20 protein-coding genes are annotated in these 21,376 nt (G+C 46.4%); 16 read left to right on the top strand and 4 right to left on the bottom strand.

Features of this window, described 5'->3' with window-relative positions:
* Positions 1-24: 24 nt before the first annotated feature.
* From V202x_RS04115 to V202x_RS04105, 3 genes are all read left to right on the top strand, one after another.
* The gene (locus V202x_RS04115) at positions 25-723 is read left to right on the top strand and encodes a pirin family protein (protein ID WP_145171469.1); all 699 of its coding nucleotides are present in this window, start codon (positions 25-27) and stop codon (positions 721-723) included.
* 31 nt (positions 724-754) lie between these two features.
* Positions 755-1,117 (top strand): nuclear transport factor 2 family protein, encoded by a 363-nt coding sequence (locus tag V202x_RS04110; protein ID WP_145171467.1) that lies wholly within the window; start codon positions 755-757, stop codon positions 1,115-1,117.
* A gap of 105 nt (positions 1,118-1,222) precedes the next feature.
* Positions 1,223-1,792, top strand: coding sequence for a TMEM175 family protein (locus tag V202x_RS04105; protein ID WP_145171465.1), 570 nt, complete (start codon positions 1,223-1,225; stop codon positions 1,790-1,792).
* A 157-nt stretch (positions 1,793-1,949) separates the two neighbouring features.
* Here V202x_RS04105 and V202x_RS04100 read toward each other — a convergent pair whose 3' ends face one another.
* Complete coding sequence (locus V202x_RS04100; RefSeq protein WP_145171463.1) at positions 1,950-2,822, bottom strand: LysR family transcriptional regulator; 873 nt, start codon at positions 2,820-2,822, stop codon at positions 1,950-1,952.
* Positions 2,823-3,160: 338 nt separating this feature from the next.
* Positions 3,161-3,292: a hypothetical protein gene (locus V202x_RS27965; RefSeq protein WP_261343659.1), complete on the bottom strand. Its 132-nt coding sequence runs from the start codon at positions 3,290-3,292 to the stop codon at positions 3,161-3,163.
* Between V202x_RS27965 and V202x_RS04095 the strand changes: the two genes are divergently transcribed.
* From V202x_RS04095 to V202x_RS04050, 10 genes are all read left to right on the top strand, one after another.
* Positions 3,291-4,199: a hypothetical protein gene (locus V202x_RS04095; RefSeq protein ID WP_145171461.1), complete on the top strand. Its 909-nt coding sequence runs from the start codon at positions 3,291-3,293 to the stop codon at positions 4,197-4,199. The genes V202x_RS27965 and V202x_RS04095 overlap by 2 nt on opposite strands.
* 122 nt (positions 4,200-4,321) lie before the next feature.
* On the top strand, positions 4,322-6,313 hold the full coding sequence (locus tag V202x_RS04090) for a protein-disulfide reductase DsbD family protein (protein ID WP_145171459.1): 1,992 nt from the start codon (positions 4,322-4,324) through the stop codon (positions 6,311-6,313).
* A gap of 55 nt (positions 6,314-6,368) precedes the next feature.
* Complete coding sequence (locus V202x_RS04085) at positions 6,369-7,163, top strand: DUF1223 domain-containing protein (protein WP_197993217.1); 795 nt, start codon at positions 6,369-6,371, stop codon at positions 7,161-7,163.
* 113 nt (positions 7,164-7,276) lie between these two features.
* On the top strand, positions 7,277-7,888 hold the full coding sequence (locus V202x_RS04080) for an RNA polymerase sigma factor (RefSeq protein ID WP_197993216.1): 612 nt from the start codon (positions 7,277-7,279) through the stop codon (positions 7,886-7,888).
* Between the two features lie 14 nt (positions 7,889-7,902).
* Complete coding sequence (locus V202x_RS04075; RefSeq protein ID WP_145171455.1) at positions 7,903-8,151, top strand: hypothetical protein; 249 nt, start codon at positions 7,903-7,905, stop codon at positions 8,149-8,151.
* Between the two features lie 268 nt (positions 8,152-8,419).
* On the top strand, positions 8,420-8,809 hold the full coding sequence (locus V202x_RS04070; protein ID WP_145171453.1) for a BlaI/MecI/CopY family transcriptional regulator: 390 nt from the start codon (positions 8,420-8,422) through the stop codon (positions 8,807-8,809).
* Positions 8,806-12,645, top strand: coding sequence for a M56 family metallopeptidase (locus V202x_RS04065; RefSeq protein ID WP_145171451.1), 3,840 nt, complete (start codon positions 8,806-8,808; stop codon positions 12,643-12,645). The genes V202x_RS04070 and V202x_RS04065 overlap by 4 nt, the downstream gene beginning before the upstream one ends.
* 138 nt (positions 12,646-12,783) lie before the next feature.
* Positions 12,784-13,452 (top strand): class I SAM-dependent methyltransferase, encoded by a 669-nt coding sequence (locus V202x_RS04060; protein ID WP_145171449.1) that lies wholly within the window; start codon positions 12,784-12,786, stop codon positions 13,450-13,452.
* A 227-nt stretch (positions 13,453-13,679) separates the two neighbouring features.
* Positions 13,680-14,075: a hypothetical protein gene (locus V202x_RS04055; RefSeq protein ID WP_145171447.1), complete on the top strand. Its 396-nt coding sequence runs from the start codon at positions 13,680-13,682 to the stop codon at positions 14,073-14,075.
* Between the two features lie 5 nt (positions 14,076-14,080).
* The gene (locus V202x_RS04050) at positions 14,081-14,308 is read left to right on the top strand and encodes a helix-turn-helix transcriptional regulator (RefSeq protein ID WP_145171445.1); all 228 of its coding nucleotides are present in this window, start codon (positions 14,081-14,083) and stop codon (positions 14,306-14,308) included.
* 148 nt (positions 14,309-14,456) lie between these two features.
* On the opposite strand, the gene V202x_RS04045 is transcribed toward V202x_RS04050, so the two are convergent.
* The gene (locus V202x_RS04045) at positions 14,457-15,563 is read right to left on the bottom strand and encodes a slipin family protein (RefSeq protein ID WP_197993215.1); all 1,107 of its coding nucleotides are present in this window, start codon (positions 15,561-15,563) and stop codon (positions 14,457-14,459) included.
* A gap of 65 nt (positions 15,564-15,628) precedes the next feature.
* On the opposite strand from V202x_RS04045, the gene V202x_RS04040 reads away from it, so the two are divergent.
* Entirely contained in the window at positions 15,629-15,808 is a 180-nt protein-coding gene (locus V202x_RS04040) for a hypothetical protein (RefSeq protein WP_145171443.1), read from the top strand.
* Positions 15,809-16,229: 421 nt separating this feature from the next.
* Here V202x_RS04040 and V202x_RS04030 read toward each other — a convergent pair whose 3' ends face one another.
* Positions 16,230-17,063, bottom strand: a complete 834-nt coding sequence (locus tag V202x_RS04030) for a glycerophosphodiester phosphodiesterase (RefSeq protein ID WP_197993214.1) — start codon at positions 17,061-17,063, stop codon at positions 16,230-16,232.
* 453 nt (positions 17,064-17,516) lie between these two features.
* Between V202x_RS04030 and V202x_RS04025 the strand changes: the two genes are divergently transcribed.
* Positions 17,517-19,718 carry a peptidase domain-containing ABC transporter gene (locus tag V202x_RS04025; protein WP_145171439.1) on the top strand — a complete coding sequence of 734 codons (2,202 nt, stop codon included), beginning with the start codon at positions 17,517-17,519 and terminating at the stop codon, positions 19,716-19,718.
* Positions 19,696-21,180 (top strand): HlyD family secretion protein, encoded by a 1,485-nt coding sequence (locus V202x_RS04020; RefSeq protein ID WP_232098828.1) that lies wholly within the window; start codon positions 19,696-19,698, stop codon positions 21,178-21,180. Before V202x_RS04025 ends, V202x_RS04020 begins: the two co-directional genes overlap by 23 nt.
* Positions 21,181-21,376: the final 196 nt, after the last annotated feature.

The raw sequence follows: 21,376 nt of genomic DNA, 5'->3' as shown, positions 1-21,376 counted from the left end.
TCAACCATTAAGGAATAGGTATTAATGATTACGATTCGTAAAGCCCATGATCGCGGTCACGCCGATCATGGTTGGCTCAACAGTTATCATACTTTTTCGTTCGCATCATACTACGATCCCGATCATATGGGATTCCGTTCGTTGCGTGTGATGAACGAAGATCGAGTTGCTCCCGGACAAGGCTTTGGAACTCATGCACATGAAAACATGGAGATTATTTCCTATGTGTTAGCAGGAGCGTTAGAACATAAAGACTCGATGGGAAACGGAGCAATCTTACAGCCAGGCGAGTTTCAACGTATTTCTGCCGGAACTGGTATTGAACACAGTGAATTTAATCCGTCGGCTGAAAAACCGGTCCATTTTTACCAGATTTGGTTGATTCCGTCTCAGACAGACCTGAGCCCCAGCTATGAACAGAAACAGTTTCCCGATCACCAGTTGAATAACCAATTTTGTCTCGTGGCTTCACCAACTGGTGAAAAATCGTCTCTGACGATTCATGCCGACGCGAGAGTTTATCTCAGCAAGCTGACAGCAGATGAAAATTTAACGATGCCACTTGCTGAAGAACGCCACAATTGGATTCAAGTCTTGCGCGGTGCGATAGAGCTTAATGGCATAGTGTTGGATACAAGTGACGCGGCCGCGCTCAGTGAAGAACCTACACTTGCCATTACCGCGATATCTAATGCTGAGATTATGATTTTTGATTTGGTTTAATCACTTATTACTCAAGTACTAAAGAGAAACTATGAAGCAGTATCAGTTCATTGATGGGCTTTCCCCTGCGATCGACACTATGGTCACAAAAAATGTGATCGATTTCCTTGATGAAGATTGTATTCTTCAACCGGGTAACGCAACCCCTGTCAGAGGGCATGCTGCGATTACTGAAGTCTTTGATAATCTGTATGCACAGATTCAATCAATTAAACACAATATTATTGATGATTTTGCAGTCAACAACTCAGCCGTTTATCGTGGAACCGTCACATATAAACGATTCGATGGCTCGCTGCTAACAGTGCCGTTCTGCGATGTGTTTAAAATCAAGAATAACTTGATTTCTGAATACAATATTTACATTGATTGGCACCAACTATTTGTAGCTTAAGTAGTCTGCTGAACTTGACAACTAAGGCATTTCAATAATAACAGTTGCCGAATCGAGCAAGACTGTTACGAATTCAGATCGCTTCTAAGAGTGAGTTTTCAATATATGATTAAAACAAGACTTGAGGCATTTAGTGATGGCGTGATTGCAATCATCATTACAGTGATGGTGTTTGACATCAAAGCTCCTCAAGATACTGGAGTATCCGGTCTGTTGGTGGTGATGCCTTCCATTCTGACCTACTTGATGAGCTTTTTGTATCTAGGCATTTATTGGATGAATCATCATCATATGCTGCAAATCGCCACGTCTATCAATGGTGTTGTTCTTTGGGCGAATCTGCATTTGTTATTCTGGTTGTCCTTGATCCCTTTCACAACGAATTGGTTAAGAACAAGTAATTATGCGCCTTTACCATCAGCAATTTACGGAGTGGTGTTGCTATTTGCCGCGATTGCCTATCGTATTCTGCAGTCTTCTATTATTAGAGTAGAGGGTTCCAGTTCGCAGTTAAAACAAGTAATCGGTCGCGATCTTAAAGGGATGACGTCACTGATTGCTTACGCAGTTGGTGGAGTCACTGCCTTTTATGCTCCATTAATTGCCATCCTGATTTACATCGCAGTCGCGTTTATTTGGATGCTTCCCGACCGACGGATCGAGGCACATTTTTAGTCTGCTTCCCAGCCATCGAAACAGAATGAAGAGACTTTGGTTTCGGACAAAAACAGTTCTTTACATTAAGTTCATATTACTTGCTACGCCAAACGCAACTTTTTTAAAAGTCAGAACTAGATTCAAAGTAGAAATGGTCAAATCAGGCCTGATTCGTTCAGACTGAATTACGCACCAATGCTTTAAACTTCTCCAGTAATTGACTTTGGAATCGATAGGGATTCCAGACCATTGCGATGGTACGCGTCGGCTTGTTGCCGGCGATTGAGCGATAGATGCGTCGATCACTCTCATCCAAATTCACCGCCATAGCGGGAACCATCGAAACTCCATGATTGAGCGAAACCAGTTCCTGTACCATTGCCAGTTGACTCGTGCGTTCGACGGATACCGGATCAAAAGATCGTTGCCGGCAAAACGTCTGAATGTTGTCAGACAGGCAATGCGCTTCGTCCAATAAGACAAACGGCAAAGGTTCGATATCCGTGAGTCGAAGCTGCTTCTTCTTTGCCAGCGGATGATCGGGAGCCAATACAATCTGAAGTTCTTCATCAAAGAGGGGTTCGATTTCCAGATATTTGACTGTGATTGGTAGTGCCAGGATGGCTAGATCGATTTCCCCCTGAGTACAACGTTTCAGCAGGTGGTCGGTGGTGTCTTCCTGAACGGTCACAGTGGCGCCTGGATGCGCGGCGGCAAACGTCTTTAGTATCTCTGGTAAGTAGAACGGAGCAATTGTGGGGATGGCTGCGATCCGAATACGACCACTTTCGCCATCGTCAGAAATTTCAGCGATGGTGTCATCAACAATGCCAATTAACTGCTGCGCTCTGCGAAGCAGAAGCTGACCGGAGTCGGTCAATTTGACTTTTCGGGTCTGTCGTTCAAAGACAGGTTGCCCCAGTTCCTCTTCGAGCCGTGCGATAGATCGACTCAATGCTGGTTGCGACAAGCCGATGAATTCTGCAGCACGCGTGAAGTTCTGGTGCTCCGCCACAGCCAGAAATTGTCGTAGCTGTTCAATTTCCATGTGTACTTTCTTGCTTGATTTAGCGGTTCAAGTGGCTAATGATATAATGTGCTTCATGCATGAATTGTATTAATTCAATGCAATATCAGAATATATCACCTTCCCCGATACTTTGGTAGTTCGAAGATCAACCCCCACAGTGTTAGTAGGAATCGCATTTGATTTTTACTTAGAGATTATTCCATTTTTTTCGAATGGCTCACTACGACAATGAATTTCTAAAATCTTAATTTCATGACCTTAGGTATGGCGCTGGTTTGTGTCTTTTCTCACAAATTCGCACCCGATTTGTGAAATGATTCACTTTTCATAAACACAATTTGTAATTCATCTTACATTCAGAAAAAACTTTCCATTTCTTTTGGTAAGACACCTGCGAGAACCTGCGTCTCATGATCATAACCCAGGTCATCAACCAAACTCTCTGGTTGTCGTTTTCCCAATTTTTTAGTCGAGAAGGAAAGTTTCATGTCTACAAAAATCTCTCGCAGATCCCTGTTCACCACTTTCGTCGTCACATTATTGATGAGCCCGGCATTCTCCCAAGTTTCTGAAGCAGATCATACTCCCGGACACAAAGTTGGCTTAAAAGGTTATTGTCCCGTGTGTGTGATCGAGGCACGAAAATGGGAACGCGGACGACGTGAATTCCACTCGACCTATGATAACGTGACTTATTTTTTCCCAAACCTTGCGATTAAACGAAAGTTTGATCAAAATCCTGTCAAATATGTACCCGCTTTAGCAGGCGACTGTACTGTCTGTTATAAAAAACTTAAAAAACGGGTTCCCGGAAACATTGATCATGTTGCCATTTACAAGAATCGGCTCTATCTCTTTCCAGGCGAGAGTGAAAAGAAAACCTTCCTTGCCGACCCATTTGCTTTTATTGATACAGACTTAGCCGCCAATGGGCTGTGTGTTGTCTGTTATAAAAAAGTTAATAAACGTGTGCTCGGTAACACCAGATTTACCGAAATTCACAACGGATTTCGATACCTCTTTCCCTCAGTAAGAGAGCAAGCAGAATTTCGGAGAGCACCTGACTTTTATGCACTTGCAGGAATGAAACAAGAGACACAACAAATCAGCTTCAGAACGAATCAACCCGGCAAAACATTAGAAAGCTTCGCTGGTAAGTCGACATGTGCTGGTTGCGAACATGGTGTCACTCCCATTGGCAGCCCGGATGAATTAGGTCTGGCGATCAACGCTAGTGGAGGCCGCGTCATTGTGGTCGAAGAGGCACACAAGCTGTATCCTAAGATTTATGCAGCTCGCTTTCAGGGACAACAGCTCCAGGTCAAAGGTCAGGTCATTAAATCACTTGGTAAGATTTCCTGGTTGAAACCAACTTCGTTGAAAGTGATCAACTAGAGGCTTTCTTTCTCAATCGTTTCTCGAAGGAAGCTCAATGGAGCCGTTTCTCACTGTGAGTCTCGGCTCCTCTTTCTCCCTTTTCATTCATAAATGGCCCAATAAGACGAAAGAATGTCATCATGTTTAATAAGTCACTCTTTTACTTTGTTCTCTGCGGTTTCTTGCTCTTGCCTTTTGTCAGTTCGATCGCACAAGAGAAGGACAACCCTCAACAAGTTGAAATCTCTGCACAGGTATCAAGAGTGGCTCTTAATGAAGCAGAATTGGTGATCACCGCGAAGATACAACCGGGCTTACACATTTATGCACAATCTCAGCCAAAACCGTTTTTAGCGACGAAGATTACTCTGAAACCAGACAATCAAATTCGCTCAGCAGGGCCGTTCGTTCCCTCGAAAGAACCGGTTCTAATGAAACATGAAAAACTGGGAGTCGAGCTACACGAGCATGAAGGAACTGTCTCCTGGCGGTCACGCATTCAACTTAAAGGTTCAGATGCAGCCACTTCGATCAGTGGTACACTCTTTTCGCAGGCTTGTGAAAAAGATCGCTGTTTTGCTCCGACGACGACTCCCTTTCAGGTACAACTAGCAGGCACTAGTCATCCCCTAACAACGCAACAAAAAACAGCGGCAATGGATCTCAGCTTAAAGCAAACAATAGGTGATAAAAATTCTGACGAAATAATCTCGACAGATGATCAAGAGAATTCAAGCTTTTCACTTAATGAATTGAACATCACCAAGCAGCAAAAGCCACAGTCTGCATGGTCTGTTTTGCCGTTGGCATTCATCGCAGGTTTTTTGCTGAATTTTATGCCGTGTGTGCTTCCCGTTGTCGGATTAAAACTTCTCTCGTTTGTTCAGCAGGCAAATTCGGATAGAAAACGTATTTTGTTAATGAATCTCTCGTATACAGTGGGCTTACTGTCTGTCATGATGGTACTTGCTACGTTGGCCGTCTTTGCCGGGCTGGGATGGGGAGAACAATTTAGCAGCACCGCGTTTACTGTCAGTCTGTCTGCGATCGTCTTCGCCTTTGGTTTGAGCTTTTTGGGAGTCTGGGAAATTCCATTACCTGGTTTTGTGGGATCAGTGGGTGGCAAGACTCCCCAGGAAGGTTATGGGGGTGCATTTAGTAAAGGCGTGTTAAGCACATTGCTGGCGACGCCCTGCAGTGGTCCCTTTCTTGGTGCGGCGTTAGCATGGGCGGTCACTCAGCCGGGTTATTTAACGTTTAGTGTGTTTGCAGCCGTTGGTCTGGGGATGGCCAGCCCCTATCTAATCATTGGGCTATTCCCTTCCATGATTCGATTTTTACCCAAGCCGGGAAACTGGATGATTGCCTTCAAGCAGATTATGGGCTTTATCATGTTGGCGACAGTTGTTTATCTTATGAGTTTCATGTCCATTGCCGCTGTGGTACCCACCGTTTTGTTACTATTGGGAGTGGGAATCGGACTTTGGTATGCAGGCCGCGTGCCTGCTCATGAAACAATCCGTAAACAGCTCAGGGCCTGGTCTGTCGCGGCAGGAATGGTGGTCGTCATTGGATTGCTTTCTTTCACCTGGCTACAGGGGGTGATGCAACAACGTTTCGAAAGGGCGGCACAACGATTCATCTCAAGCCATGTAGAAATTTCTCAATCTGCTCTTGTAGAAAGTCAGACCGTGGGGGCAATTCAATGGGAGTCTTACTCACCTGAGCGACTGGAAAGTTTACTCAAAGCAGGGAAACCAGTGTTTATCGATTTTACAGCGGACTGGTGTTTGACTTGTAAAGCAAATGAAGCGGCTGCGATTGAAACGAGAGAAGTAGCGACAGCCTTGCGAGAATCAAACGTGATTGCACTCAGAGCTGATAAAACAGAGCCTAGCCCGGCAGTGGACCGTCTGTTACGCCAGTTGGGTAACTCAGCTGCTTCGATTCCTTTTTACGCGGTCTTCCCGGCAGGCAAACCCAATGAGCCGATCCTGTTAGATGGTGTCTATGCGACACCTGCACCCTTTGTGAAGGCAATCGATCAATCGAAAGCGATCGCAAAAAATAAGAAGCCGACGACCATTGTTACAAACCGAATTGAAACGGGAAGGCATGTTACCGGTAGTTAAGAGTATGAGTTTTTCCGAACAGAAAATACCAAGTTTTAAAAAGGAACCGAGTGTGATGAATCAAAAATTGAAAGTTCAGATCGTCACCTTACTGTTTGCGTTTTTGTTAACCGGTTGTTTTCAATCGGTGGGCAATGAAACAATGGCTCAAACCAATGAGCAAAAACAAGCGACTCCAAAAGGATTTGCCGTTGTGGAATTATTTACGTCAGAGGGGTGTAGCAGTTGCCCTCCGGCGGATGCCAATTTGACTCGCCTTGTGGAAATTGCCCACAAAAATAAATTGCCCATTTACGCACTCTCGTTTCACGTTGACTACTGGAATGATCTTGGTTGGAAAGATCCGTTCAGCCAGCGTCAGTTTACAGAGCGACAAAGAGCCTATGCCCGAGCACTGCGTTCATCAAGAGTTTATACGCCACAGATGGTCGTCAACGGAGAAAAAGGATTTGTGGGATCGAATCGCAGACAAGCACAAGAAGCAATACTCGCGGCATTTAAAACAGCTCCTTCCGCCAGTCTTCAGTTAGTGCTTAAAGATACTGCTGAAGGTTTGCAAATCTCCTGGAAGACCAAAGGAATGAAAGCAGGGGACCAGATTAATCTGGCTCTTGTGGAAAAAACAGCGGAACGGAAAGTAAGCGCCGGTGAAAATGAGGGACGCAACTTGACTCATGTTAATGTAGTGCGATTGTTTAAAGCGATTAAGTCTCCCTCGGCATCAGGTTCTACAATGATGCAAACAGCTGAGAAAATGGATTGGAAAAAATATCGGGTTGTTGGTTACATCCAAGCACCGCAAACTCTTCAGATCAAAGCGGCCACCGAAGCAGAGTTGAAACCGAATTGAATCTGGAAAATCAATGAATTGAAGAAGTTTGCAGAAGATCAATATAGACGGTAGCCGCGTAATGTGACAAAATTTTGCAGCGCTCATTTTTAATGACTCATGGAGTTGGTTGTGTGATATTTGATCGTGAGGATAATCACTGGATCTCCCGTTTACAGGAACAAAGCCCTGAGCGTGAAACGGCGATTGCTGAACTTCGAAACCTGCTCGTGCGTGGGTTGACAGGGTTTCTCAAACATCGCCCCGGTGGGCTGCTGATTGTGGAAGATGCGGCACAAGAGGCGACTCTGAAGGTAATAGACTCGTTTGATCAATTTGAAGGCCGTAGTCGCTTTACAACCTGGGCGATGACGGTTGCCACGCGCATTGCGATTAGCAGCTTCCGTAGAAAACATTTTCAGGACGTTTCACTCGAGGGTGTTTCAGCAGACCAATGTCTGAAGATTCAAGTTGCCGTCGATGAACATTGTTCTGTCGAAGAGGAACATGATCGGAAGCTTATTTTGCAGAAGCTGGGCCAGTTGATCGACACGCAATTGTCGGACAGACAGAAAATTGCGGTACGTGCATTATTAGATGGTATGCCGGTGGAAGAAATTGCGGTACGCACAGAAAGTAATCGGAATGCCGTTTACAAACTCATTCACGACGCGCGCATGAAATTACGTGAGGGCTTTGAACAGGCAGGGATTTTCGCTGACGATCTTCAGATTTTCTTAACCTAAAGAATGTACCAGTTATGACTTTAAACAAACAACACATCACAAACTTGCTCGGAATGATCCGATCTGTTGAACCGGACGAGCTCGATTGTGACAGTTGCTATGAGCAGCTATCCGAGTTAGCAGAAGTCGAGCTCCATTCAGGCAGAGTTCCAGATACACTGAAATTAGTAGAGCATCATTTACATCAGTGCCCCTGTTGCAAAGACGAGTTCAACGCTCTGCTGGAAAGCCTCAATGCTTTGCAGGCAGAGAATTCAGATTAAGTAGCTGATCATCATCTGAGATGATAGCTAAGTTGTGGATGTATCAATTCCTAAAGTAAATTGAAGTCTGCTCCGAATAGGAAAGCTATTGAGAAAGTATCTGGTGTTTTTTACGCCAGCTTCCCATTCAAAATGTAATCTCTCCCAATTCTTCTCATTGACTTTTGCAGTCAAATATCCTTTTTTGAAAATTAATCTTGCATTGACGAATTCTTTCGTTTAATATGACGAAAGAATTCGTTTTTCTGTTTTTGAAGGAGTTGGAAACATGGCAAGGCCCAGTTCATCCCAACCAACGGAAGTGGAACTGCAGATACTGAATGTGCTTTGGGAAGACGGTCCGTTAAGCGTACGCGACGTTCACGAGACGCTTCTTGAGGAACGGGAAACCGGTTATTCCACGACCTTGAAGATGATGCAGGTTATGCTGGAAAAAGGCCTGCTGATTCGTGATGAGTCCGTCCGCCCACAGCTTTATCAGGCCGCGCAACCGAGAGAGGAAACTCAGTTGCAGATGCTTGATGGATTGGCGCAACGCGTTTTTCAGGGTTCGGCGATGCGACTGGTGATGCGGATGGTCTCATCGGGTCGTTTGTCGGTGGATGAACTCGAAGAAATTCAACGACTTTCGAAGGATTCGGAAGGAGGCCAGAAATGATCAACGACTTGATTTCGACTGATTTGGTATGGCGGTTGGGGTGGACCCTGTTGCATTCCGTATGGCAGATTTTGTTGATCGGTCTCCTTGTTGCAGTGGGACTCCTGCTGGTCCGCAAATCTACCACAGCCCGATATTGGATTTCTTGTTGCGGTTTAGTCTTACTGTATGTTCCACTGGTGGTGACGTTTGCTTTGATCGCTCCACCAGTTTCACAGGAATCCCAGGTTGTCTTAACAGTCAAACAGACTTCATCTGATCAGCCACAGCAATTCGTTCACAAATATGCTTCACAATCTATACCCGGAAATTCGACTTTGAGGCAATACGATCATGTCTCAAATAATCTCAGTGGAAGCGAACCGGAAAATGAAAGTCAGATCACAGTGCAAGCATTCAATGTTTCTACAATTTTTTCCTGGCTATCTTGGTTAGTTGGTAGTTGGTGCATTGGAGTCGCAGTCTTAGCCGTCTGGAATGGAGGCGGCTGGATTGTCGTTCATAAATTGCGTTCTCACGGGACGGCACCCGTTGACGAGTCTCTCCGTTTAAGGATGGAGAGGCTATCCCGGCGTCTGCGAGTGAACCGTCCCGTTGTTTTGGTTAAATCGATGTTAGTTGAAGTGCCGATGGTCATTGGTTGGCTACGTCCGATGATCTTGATGCCTGCGAGTTTGCTGGTGAATCTATCACCAGACCAGTTAGATGCGATTTTGGCACATGAGTTGGCACATATCCGTCGACATGATTACCTGGTGAATTTATTTCAGTTATTGACTGAATCATTGTTATTTTATCATCCTGTCACCTGGATACTATCAAGACAAATTCGTATCGAACGTGAATTCTGTTGTGACGATGCTGCAATAGCCGCATGTAATGATAAATCAGTGTTAGTGCAGGCCCTGGCAAAAGTGGAATCGAGTCGACCGATTCCGGCGCACGCTTTGTCGCTCTTTGGACGAGAAACCAGCATGTCGCTTCAGCGGGCGCGACGCATCATGGGTAGATCACACAATGTTCCTCATACAGGAATTGTAGGTATCTGCGCACTTCTGTTCGCGGTGATTGTGGGATTCGGCGTTGCTGATTCGATGCGGCAGGCTGCGGCGACCGATAACACGGGGCCTGCACAAGTCAAAATCCAACGTCAAGCATCAACGCTTAACCAGCAAGTGGAACAAAATCCGGCACCGCCAGCAGGGAAAGCAGGCAAATTCAATCCTGCTGAAGCAGGCATTGATGTGAAACGTTTCCGAATCGACATCGGGTATGAAGGACCATCCGACAAACCTTTTTATGATTTTTCACTGAGCACCTATCCGTTCAGCGAAGAACGGAACCCAATGTGGTTGACGCATGTAGTCGACCAAACAAATCACGCGAAGCTGGGACAAATCGTAGCGTGGCTCACGAATTCGGGATGCTTATTACACGCAAAAAAAAGTTCACTAATACAAGCAGCTGGAACACAGCGGTATATGATGCGCGTCACGTCTGGTGATAAAACATTGATAGTGAATCTAGGCTGGGACCTGGGAATGTTGCTACGATTGGACAGCCTGCGAAAGGTCCTTGCTGAGGGAGATGCACAAGCAAAGACACCACTTGATCCCCTTCTGAATCGTCTGTCAGGCTATCGTCGTCAATGGACCGAAGGTCGCGTTGTCAACGATATCAAGACTCAACTCTCTGCGTCAAAAAAAGTGTTTCAAGCGGGAAAGCCGATCAAAGTGAAACTGAAAGTCGAGAACACAGGAGATCAGACTCGAAAAGTCGGAACGATCCTCGGCGATCAAGGTGAGATTAAAAGTGCTGTGAAGCAGATTGAATTTAAAATCTTTAACAGGTACGGACAGCGTGTCCCGTTTCTGGCAGGAACGTCACAGTTCCTTGAACATCAAATGTCCCTCGAACCGGGACAGGCGGCAACATTTGAATTTGATCTGGCAAAAGCTCATTACCTGAGACAACCGGGACGGTATACTGCGGTGTACGAATCGTGGAATCAGCTTGATTCGAACAGTTTTGAATTTAATGTCACGCCGAGTCCACTTCATGAAGAAGACCTCGTAGGTCAATTGCTTCCGCTCTTACATGATGAATGGTATATGATCGCAAATCCTAACTTCAAAGGTAAAGTTCGTCCCGGAATCAATTTTGAAGAGGTCGATGGTTTTCCGATGCGTTTACAAAATATTCCAAGGCATGGGAACATCGGTGATATGAGTACGGTCTGGCTCTGGTTTACTAAGGAAATGGCCAGCCTAGAAGCCCAGGTACCCGAGAGCCGGTTTCCTCCTTCGAGTCAGTATCTTGGCAAAACAGGACAATGGTACTTCTATGCGTTTGCAGATGAGAAATCACTGAAACGATGGCCGACTGTCCTGGAAGATGTGAAACAGAAATTGATTAAATCCCAGGTGAATACCAGAAGTCACGCCGATTCTACGAAACAGGCTAAACAAGTCAGGCAAACATTAATCAAGCCGGGTGATGATATAATAGTATCTGAGAAATCAGTTCGTGCCGATGTTCTCGATGGAACATGGTGGATGCTTTCGACGCAACTCGATAGCGAAGCAGAGTCATTCGATCAGGGAGAAATGAACGTTTCGTTCCACAAGGAAGTGTTCTCTGTGAGTAATGAATCAAATCCCTCACGTTCGGCTAAACGGCGATTTCAACTTCTTCCCGATCAGCGCATTGACTTCTTTGATGAGCGAGACGGAAAACCAGAGCGAGCACTCGGACGCTATCAACTTGCGGGAGACCGTTTGTGGATCGCCGTTAATGATGATACAGAAGAGGTCAATCCGATTGCTCCTTCCGAAGCAGTCAACCTTGCTATTGAAAAAGGAGTGCGTTACTTAGTGCTGCAGAGAAAGCAGTCTAAGGTTGATACGGTGGCGGCAAAAGAGCCAAATAAGAAAAATATGCGTAAAAATCCTGGCCTGATTGGTCATATCTATGCCGTAGACCGTGATGGGAACAACTTGGAATTACTTGCAGATGAAACACTGCTTGACGGGTATACGTTTCTGGGAGGGTCTGCATGGTCTCATGATGAAAAATGGATTGCCTGTGGCGCCACTCCCTATCCCGGGCGCGGCTATTCGAAGTCTCACCTTGTCAAGTTTTGCATCAATGGTCCGGACGAAGGGAAGAAAGTGGACCTTGGTTGTGGTCTCTCGCCTTCCTGGTCACCCGATGACAAACAGATTTCATTCCTCATCAACGGTAATAACCCAATCGGAGCAAAAGCTGGTTTGTGGGTTATGGATGCAGACGGAAAGAATCGTCGACGTCTTGGTTATGCCGTTCACGGGCAGTGGTCTCCAGATGGTGAATCGATTCTGGCGGTCAGTAGCCATATGAGTCCACGTAAATTTCTGCTGTTCGATGTGAAGACGGGAAAACGCAAGGAAATCCTAACCAATTATTCTGGTATTAGTCTGCCTACCTGGGCGCCGAATAAAAAACAATTTGCAGCAACTGTTATGGACGGAAATGACCGTGTGCTGGGGATTTTCGATCCAGTAGAAGCCCCCGAGTCTTACACAGAGCTTTGGCGAAACCCATGGGGAGGTAACGATGGTAAAACCTGGTTCGACGAAACCTGGCCTGACTGGTCACCTGATGGAACAACGATTGCGCTTACATTAAATGGCTCATCAATACGATTGATCGATGCGACTAAGGCCTCCGCTGTGAAACAACTTTATGTGGCACCTGAGAATACCGAGGTCTTCTTTGTTGCCTGGTCACCCGACAGTAAACGACTCTCGTTTACCCTGCTTGGACCGGGTTTGCTGGAACTTGAGAAAGATAAGTAACAAAAAAGTGATGATCTCTGAAAAATGGTGAGCAAGAAACAGCCCTTTGTTAAGAAAGAAAATCGAAAACCCTTGGTAAATCATGCGGTTTTTTTCGACCATGTTATATATCATTAATCACATAATGGAATAGTCTCAGTGAGTCAAGAGTCTGTTAACCAAAGCTGTCCCTTATGTTTTACTGAAAAAAGGAGCCCTTTCCATCAGGACCGTCGCGAGTATTTTTACTGCCCGACTTGCCACTTGGTTTTTGTGCCGCCCAAATATTTTTTGTCTCCCAAAGAAGAACAGGCACAATACGATCATCATGAAAACTCTGTCGATGATCCGCGTTACCGCCGTTTTCTGGGACGACTTTTTACGCCCTTGTCAGAACGCATAGTGCCCGGCAGTAACGGCCTCGATTTTGGTTCAGGTCCGGGTCCAACCCTCTCTGTGATGTTTGAAGAGGCTGGACATAAAATGGCGATTTATGATCCCTTCTATGCCCCCGACCTCAAACCGTTACAACAGCAGTATGATTTTATAACAGCCTCTGAGGTCGTAGAACATTTACATCAGCCACGACAGGAATTGGATCGGCTCTGGTCTTGTTTAAAACCAAATGGTTTTTTGGGGGTCATGACGAAACGCGTTATTAACCGGCAGGCATTTTCAAGCTGGCACTACAAAAATGATCCAACACATGTCTGCTTCTTTTCGCTCGAAACCTTTCAGTGGCTGGCGAATCACTGGAGCGCAAATTTGACTGTGTCTGGTGATGACGTTGTTCTTTTTCAGAAAAGCAATTCGTCTGATTCTGATTGAGTCAGAACTCAAGTATTTGCTGGCATCGCTTTGGTGCCTCGGGCAGTTTATCAGCTCTACCCTCCAGGCCTTTCTCACCCAAAACGATGTTGAGATTCTTATTCTCAATGATTTCTGCGTATTTTTAGCCAATTCAATGTAATGTTTACTTTACACAAAGTAATGTTTGCATTACAATAAATTTCAGTGATTCTGAAGTATTTATACATTGTCAAAGGAGTTCTCCTATGTCTGCATCACAGAAACACGCCTGGTTCAATTTGGTGGTGATCTTAGTAAGTCTCATTGCCGTGGGATGTTTGTATCCATTTCTGGGATGGAAAGCGAATGGTGCACTTGGATTGTGCGGTCTGCTTGGCTTTGGACCATTCTTCTACCGAAAGCGAGAAAATGAAGTCGTTATGGATGAACGGGATTTATTGATTGAAAAGCGTTCTACACTACTTGGTTACTCAGTTTTTTGGGTCGTCTATGTGCTTGTGGCCAGTCTCCTGATACCAATGGTCTATGGGAAGCAGGGCAGCATCCCCGTCATGGTCGTTCAGTGGAGTGTATTTTACGCACTGGTGCTGTTTCTCGGTTTGAAGTCGCTTGCCACTCTTGTCCAGCACGGTAGAGGGTGAAGGGCATGCCCAGCAAAGAACAGGGAACTCTTACGAATCAAATTCGCCGCTTTCGTTTTGAACACGACGAGATGACACAACAAACGCTCGCAAGTCAGGTTGGTGTCACTCGGCAGACAATCATTGCTCTCGAATCAGGAAAGTATGCCCCTTCGCTTCTGCTTGCGTTGCGAATTGCCAGAGCCTTTGATGTGCGTGTGGAAGATATTTTTCAACTGGTTGAGGAGTCGTAAATATAAATCGAGTGAGGGAGAACTCTGAGTCTCCTCAATTGCGTGAACTTGATATGCCAAAGTTTCATGTCTTTTATAGATTCTAAAACAATAACACCCCAGGTCTGATTGCTCAGACCTGGGGTACTGGATGACATCGCGACCGTGGTCATAGCAGGTTGACCACTTTGTCCGCCAAGCCCTTCTCGCCCAGGACGATATTGAGCTTGTTGTTCGACGCGATCTTTTCCAGAACTTCCAGTTCACGCATCCGCATCAGAACTGGATTATCCTGTAGTAGTTTGGCCGTGTTAGCCTGACTACGGATCGCCGCCGTTTCTTCACGCCGCGCGATCAGGTTGGCCTCGGCTGCTTTTTTCGCCTCCGTGACCTTGTTCATCAGATCTTTCATATCACCTGGCAGAATCACATCCCGGATTCCAACTGAAGCGATTTTCAGACCCAATTCACTGGCGCGCTGACGAACATTTTCCTCGATGTCCCGCGCCACAGCGTCTTTCTCGATCAGGAAGACGTCGAGGTTACGGGCACCCAGCATCGCACGCAGTACAAGCTGTGTTTCCCGATACAATGCCTGCCGCACGTCATCCGTCTGGCTGACTGCTTTGCGCGCGTCGATGATTTTGTATGTAACAATTGCGTTAATACGCAACGTCACTTTATCAGCCGTCATGATGTCCTGACCGCTGACGTCAACCATCGTCTCCCGCAGGTCAATCTCGACCACTTTGGATTCCGACTGACCTTTCCAGAAGGCATACAGACCAGGAGCGAGTGTGTCGACATAACGACCGTCTATAAACAGTACACCCACACGATCACGTTCAACCTTGCAGACATCGAGCACACTCTGCACCATAGGTGAGCGAGCGATGACTTTGAGGTCTGCGTGTTCGAACCATACCGTATGAGCATCAACGACTTCGACACGGACCTCTTTCTGACCCGTCCAGTAGGCGTACAAGCCCGCTGGCAGGATGTGGCTGAATCGGTTCTCAATCCACACCAGAGCCCGCTCGTTGTCCTTCAGGTCCAGTACGACGGCGCGTTCCTTCAGCGTTCCTGATTTGACGATCAGGTCCAGCTTCTCATGCACCAACCAGGGATCACGCTCTGAGATCACATCGACGTGAACTTTGAACAACAGGTCGATAAACCAGTGCGTACCACTTTCGAGCAACCCCTTGAACTCACCATTCTGGAATAGTAGTCCCATTTCATAGCTGCGAATTTTGTAACGTTTGATTCCGAACACCACACACCTCCCCGGGGATCATCCCCGGACTTTTAACTTCCACTCTGTTTCAAGGAGGGAAGACGATGAAAAAACACGGCTTCAATACCGTGACAATTTTGATGAAGACACCTTTCGAAGGCAGAATGTTCGCCGATCGCATAGATGAATCGCGGAGTGCATTTCAGCAAACGTCTTCAGCAGCGTCCGAATCGTTTCACGCCGAAGTTTCCTTCACGGCTCCCCGTAGGATTCCGTTCTGGTGAACTTCATTGTTTCCTGATTCTTCAACGACTCAAGCACGAATGCGGTATCCACGCACTACAAAGCGTCATCCTGTGCTGCCTCAGGCAACGTTACCCACGCAGATCGCAGGCGATCTACTTGAATTCCATTACCTAAGGCCGACCCAACGGACTTCTGCCTCCGTCCGGTTTCATGGGTGTTGGTTCTTCACCAACGGCCTTGGGAGTCGGTACGGGACTCGAACCCGCTACATCCAGAGTGAAATCTGGTGCTCTAACCTGTTGAGCTAACCTGCATTGCTATCGACCCGTCAGATTCCATAAACAGAACATGCAGTGTCAAACCCTACCGGGTAACCTGAAAGCTGCTGGATGGACGATATGCAACGGACGATACATTGACATGAGTTGTTGAAGCAGGGTTCGTTAGAGATTATGATTTTTACTTACTGTTCGCTACCTGTTTTTTCTGCTTGAGAGTGGCTCGGAGTGCCAGTGGGTAATCTGTTAGAATGGCATCGATACCTACATTAGAAGCATGCTGCCAGTTCTTTGGTACCTTACCGCTGACCGTGGCTCCTGCGATAAACGCTCGTTTGTTTGCACGATGCACGCGTTCGATTTCTTCTTTTGATGGTAGGTATCTCACGTAAATCCAATCCGCATCGGGTACAGCCAGTGCAGAGGAAAATTCAGAGGCATTATTGGCGACGGCCGCGGTTTGTGCTTTGTTGGAGATGACTTTAATATTGGCACGAACTTTTGGTTCCTGGATCGTTCTGCCAATGAATAGCAGTCGGTTCAACACGTTCAATCTCTCAGCCATGCGTACGACATCCTGTTCTACATCTGTTTCTTTAAAATCGACGGCAATCAAAATTTTATGCTGCCGATACGCGGCAACCAGTTGCAAAACTTCCTCCACAGTCGGCACTGGCTCCCCGGCAAATCGAGGATCGAACCAACTTCCTGCATCGAGCTGTTTCACTTCTGCTAAAGTCAGCTCCGAAACTTTGCCTGTCTGATTGGTAGTGCGATCGACCGTGCTATCGTGAATACAAATCAGATGTCCGTCTTTGGTCCGCTGTACATCAAACTCAAAACCGAGTCGTAGTTCGAGGCATGCTCGAAAATTAGCGAGGGTGTTTTCGGGCGCCACTTGTAATAATCCTCTATGGGCGACGATCAAAGGTTGTTCGGCTTCCGTAAAATAGGGGTTCAATGTAATCAAGAGGATTCCTGGCAGGAGAGTCAAAAATCGGGAATCGGATATCATGGATTGTTCACTTTCATAGTGCGGAAAACGGAGTTGAATTGATCCTGGCTTGTCTTCTCTGCGTTGATGATTCAAACACATTGGTTAAGCGTACAATGCGAATCTTGGTTGTTCAATCTTCAGATATAGCCTGTATTTATCACGAATAGTGGTTCGTTGCTTGTCTCCCCGTTAAACTCGCCTAGAATGTAAGTGCATTTGAATTCGAGAGGGCTAGTCTCAACAAGTTTTGTAGGGGGGAGTGTGCAAATTTGTCGATAGACGAAAAGGGTTTCGCATGTTTAGGCTTCATGATGTGTTCGTATGTTCCACTAACGCGAGACGCTTCGTGTATGAAGGAATTTAGATTTTCGTCCTTGCACATTTAGAAACCAATTGAGCTTGTTGTAATTACTTCGGCAGACCAAAGCTGTCAAATTTTTCCTCAGATAGTCTTCTCCATACGAATTTCTCATGTCAACTACTCCTCCCAATAATGTGGATCCCACTACCGAATCTGATTCGAAGTCGGTGCAGGGTGATATTAAAGCTGCCGCCTGGCTGTTTGAACAACTGGCAGTGGATACCGGTCATTCGGCAGACCGGTCACGGATTCGTCGTGCACTAATTGAAGCGAGTTCTGCGCGGACAGCAGAAACAGGCGATGACTGGTGGAATTGGCTAGTAGAAGCGAGCCGCAGTTTAGGTCTCAAAGACAAGGTGATGGATTGCACGTTCCGTGAGCTGATGGACATCACCAAAGAGGGGGGGAAGATTATTACTCGTGTGGGGGAGCCTCACCGTTGGACCGCGATTCTTTCCTCGAAACGACGCCGGTTTCAAGTTTTACAACCTCACCGAGAAAAAAACCAGATTTGGCTTAGTGCCCGCAGGATGCGAAGGGCATTGCAAATTACTAATCGTGATGAGGTGATCCGTTGTCTTGTCATCAAGCCTGACTTAACGGCTTCTGATTTTTCGACAATGGACAAGCATGAGCGAGAACCATTGAACCGGGTAATGGCTCTGTTTAAGCCAGAGTCGTCTGATATTTGGATCGTCGTGATCTATGCGCTGGTGACTGGTTTACTGGCATTGGCTACACCTTTGGCAGTGGAGACCCTGGTCAATACTGTTGCCTTTGGTCGATTATTACAGCCCGTTATTATCCTGGCGATCATGTTGCTGGCATTTCTTTCCTTTTCGGCCGTCTTGCTGGGTCTGCAGACTTATGTTGTGGAAATCATACAACGCAGACTCTTTGCGCGCGTCTCAGCAGACCTTGCCTACCGGTTGCCGCGAGTGGTTCCTGCTGCGATTGAAGGTCAGTCGGGACGAGAATTAGTGAACCGGTTTTTTGACGTCGTCACTGCGCAAAAAGCATCATCAGCACTCATGTTGGATGGAATTTCTCTCGTGCTGACAACGTTAATTGGTATGACCGTGCTGGCATTTTATCATCCCTGGTTGCTCGGTTTCGACATGGTGTTGTTAGCATTAATTGCCTTCGTGATTTTCGTGTTAGGGCGTGGTGCCGTCAAATCCAGTATTAAAGAATCTAAAGCCAAGTACAACGTTGCGGCCTGGTTGGAAGATGTCGTTGGTTGTCCAACCGCCTTTCGTTATCGGGGGGCTGGTGAGTTTGCCCTCGATCAGGCTGACCATTTAACTTATGAATATCTGAGTGCCCGTAAGAAACACTTCCGCATCGTCATGCGACAAATTATCTTTGCTTTGGGGATGCAGGCAGTTGCAAGTACTGCTTTACTGGGATTAGGTGGATGGCTCGTCATCACCAATCAGTTGACACTGGGGCAGTTAGTCGCAGCCGAATTGATTGTTACGGTGATTGTGGGTTCTTTTGCCAAGTCGGGTAAGCATTTACAGAGCTACTATGATTTATTGGCTTCAGTCGACAAACTGGGAATTTTGTTTGATCTGCCTATGGAACGCCAGGATGGGTTGCTCACGTTATCACACGATAAACCGATTGAAGTGATTGTCAGCAATGTCAGCTATGAACTCCCACATCATCTTTCGCATGACGAGAGTATTAATCTTACCGTTGCGCGTGGCGCGCGAATGATGCTGATGGGACCTTGTGGAAGTGGCAAGAGTCAGCTACTTGATTTGTTATTTGGCTTACGGGTTCCAGCGGAAGGGCATGTTGCCATTAATGGAGTCGATCCTCGGGACCTTCGACCGGATGTGCTCAGAAAGCACGTCGCATTGGTTCGAGATATTGAACTCTTTTCCGGTTCGTTAGAGGAGAATGTTCATCTGGAACGTCCCGATGTTTCGACGAGTGATGTTCGGGAAGCACTGGAACGTGTAGGTCTGATTGACGATGTTCTGAGACTACCCGATGGCATAAATACTCATATTGTGGAAACCGGATTTCCGCTGACGACAAACCAGTTACGTAAGTTAATGATTGCACGAGCGATTGTAGGGCGTCCCCGACTGTTGCTCATTGACGGAATGATTGATGCCTTTTCCGATGAGGAAGCCGAACAATTAACAAACATGCTCGTTGATCCCAAACGTCTTTGGACACTCATTATGGTGACGGGGCGACAAAGTCTGGCCAATTCTGGTACAGTAATACAGACGTTCGGCGAAGATGGAATCATTTCTACTAGGGAGGAGACTGATGACAACGAAACCACAGCTTGATATACCCGTATCTGAAAATGAACAACAGCGTTGGTCGATGTTAGCACCAGTCGCCTACAGTGAGTCAAGTATGCCATCATTGCGACTTGCCAGATCATCGCGGGTGGCTCGCAAGATCGCCAAATATCTGTTCATTGTACTCGTGTTTACAATTTTACTGATGGCGTTCGCTCCCTGGCAGCAATCTGTCACAGGTACCGGTAACGTGTTGGCTTATTCCCCTGATCAACGTCAGCAAGTGATTCAGGCACCTATAAAGGGGCGAATTGCGCGTTGGGGGGACAACATCTTCGAGAACGCGCGGGTCAAAAAAGGGCAATTCATTGCAGAGATTCGAGACCTGGACGATCAGTACACCTCAAATTTGAATATACAATTGCTGAATAGCCAGCAGGCTGTCGCTTCTGCAAAACAACAGCTCAAGGCTGATCAAGCGGCGCTAGAAAAATCACTGTTAGTTGTTAACACAATTGACGATCAGGTTACGACTTATGGTAACGTGAAAGACGATGTCACAAGAGCACAAGATGCGTATGTTGAAATGGCGAGAAAGAAAGTGGATGCAAAGCTACAGGAACTGAATGTGTATCGAGCCGCGTTACCACAACTGCAGGCCGAATATGATCGAATACGGAAATTGGAAGCTGCTGATAATATCTCGCTGCAGAAGTTGCAAGAGGTCTTCCGGAAGCTTAACGAAGCGAAAGGGAAAGCGAAGGCTGGCGAGTCTTACTATGCCTCTGCAATGGAGGAGCTGAATGGTAAAATCAGTGATCGTAGTGCTTACATCCAGAAGGCACAGGTCGAGATTGAGAAAGCACAATCATCTCTGGAAAAAGCAAAAGTCGATGTTTCGAAGGACAAAAGTAAGATCGAAGAAACGAAGCAGAAGTTAAACAAAGCAAATAAAGAACTGGTTGATATGCAAGTTAAAGTCTCTCGTCAGTCAAATCAGGTCCTTGATGCTCCCTTTGATGGTTACATCGTTCAGATTACACCAAATCTGAAAACTGCCATTTTAAAACAGGGAGATCCGATTTGCACGATTGTACCTTATACAAAAGACCGCTCGGTGCAAATCTGGCTCGATGGAAACGATGCCCCATTGGTCGAACCGGGACGGCATGTGCGGCTGCAGTTCGAGGGTTGGCCTGCGGTTCAATTCGCGGGATGGCCTTCTGTTGCCGTGGGGACGTTTGGGGGAGACGTGGTTTCGGTAGATGCGATTGACGACGGGAAAGGCATGTTTCGAATTCTGATCAAGCCGGATCCGACTGAACCTGCATGGCCTACAGATCGCTTTCTACGGCAGGGAGTTCGCGCCAACGCCTGGGTGTTGTTGAATCGTGTCCCTCTCTGGTATGAAGTCTGGCGAAACCTCAACGGCTTCCCACCAGTCGTCTCAATGGATGAACCGGGACAGAAAAGTGACAAAAGCAAGCCACCTAAGCTTCCGAAGTAACTTTAGGTAGTATAGAAAGAGTTTTTCGCCTTTACTGCTTTTCGGGATAATAGAAGGACTTTGTGTTAATACGATGAGTGTGCCCCCACTCAAAGTTAAATACCTGGTGCACTTCTGCCGAATTCTACAATAGACCGGTTTGTGCAGATTATACTAATTGTAATAACAATTTAAGCTGCCAGTGCGCTGTCGAGTA

Origin of the sequence: Gimesia aquarii, from assembly GCF_007748175.1 — a bacterium.
In the GTDB taxonomy this organism is placed as follows: Bacteria; Planctomycetota; Planctomycetia; order Planctomycetales; family Planctomycetaceae; genus Gimesia; species Gimesia aquarii_A.
Note: the sequence above shows the minus strand (reverse complement) of the source record. Positions and strands in the feature narration are given on the sequence as shown.

Excerpts from the sequence above, each read along its gene's own strand:
- V202x_RS04115 (WP_145171469.1), top strand. The coding sequence starts at position 25 with ATGATTACGATTCGTAAAGCCCATGATCGCGGTCACGCCGATCATGGT.
- V202x_RS04110 (WP_145171467.1), top strand. The coding sequence starts at position 755 with ATGAAGCAGTATCAGTTCATTGATGGGCTTTCCCCTGCGATCGACACT.
- V202x_RS04105 (WP_145171465.1), top strand. The coding sequence starts at position 1,223 with ATGATTAAAACAAGACTTGAGGCATTTAGTGATGGCGTGATTGCAATC.
- V202x_RS04100 (WP_145171463.1), bottom strand. The coding sequence starts at position 2,822 with ATGGAAATTGAACAGCTACGACAATTTCTGGCTGTGGCGGAGCACCAG.
- V202x_RS04095 (WP_145171461.1), top strand. The coding sequence starts at position 3,291 with ATGTCTACAAAAATCTCTCGCAGATCCCTGTTCACCACTTTCGTCGTC.
- V202x_RS27965 (WP_261343659.1), bottom strand. The coding sequence starts at position 3,292 with ATGAAACTTTCCTTCTCGACTAAAAAATTGGGAAAACGACAACCAGAG.
- V202x_RS04090 (WP_145171459.1), top strand. The coding sequence starts at position 4,322 with ATGTTTAATAAGTCACTCTTTTACTTTGTTCTCTGCGGTTTCTTGCTC.
- V202x_RS04085 (WP_197993217.1), top strand. The coding sequence starts at position 6,369 with ATGAATCAAAAATTGAAAGTTCAGATCGTCACCTTACTGTTTGCGTTT.
- V202x_RS04075 (WP_145171455.1), top strand. The coding sequence starts at position 7,903 with ATGACTTTAAACAAACAACACATCACAAACTTGCTCGGAATGATCCGA.
- V202x_RS04070 (WP_145171453.1), top strand. The coding sequence starts at position 8,420 with ATGGCAAGGCCCAGTTCATCCCAACCAACGGAAGTGGAACTGCAGATA.
- V202x_RS04065 (WP_145171451.1), top strand. The coding sequence starts at position 8,806 with ATGATCAACGACTTGATTTCGACTGATTTGGTATGGCGGTTGGGGTGG.
- V202x_RS04055 (WP_145171447.1), top strand. The coding sequence starts at position 13,680 with ATGTCTGCATCACAGAAACACGCCTGGTTCAATTTGGTGGTGATCTTA.
- V202x_RS04050 (WP_145171445.1), top strand. The coding sequence starts at position 14,081 with ATGCCCAGCAAAGAACAGGGAACTCTTACGAATCAAATTCGCCGCTTT.
- V202x_RS04040 (WP_145171443.1), top strand. The coding sequence starts at position 15,629 with ATGAAAAAACACGGCTTCAATACCGTGACAATTTTGATGAAGACACCT.
- V202x_RS04030 (WP_197993214.1), bottom strand. The coding sequence starts at position 17,063 with ATGATATCCGATTCCCGATTTTTGACTCTCCTGCCAGGAATCCTCTTG.
- V202x_RS04025 (WP_145171439.1), top strand. The coding sequence starts at position 17,517 with ATGTCAACTACTCCTCCCAATAATGTGGATCCCACTACCGAATCTGAT.
- V202x_RS04020 (WP_232098828.1), top strand. The coding sequence starts at position 19,696 with ATGACAACGAAACCACAGCTTGATATACCCGTATCTGAAAATGAACAA.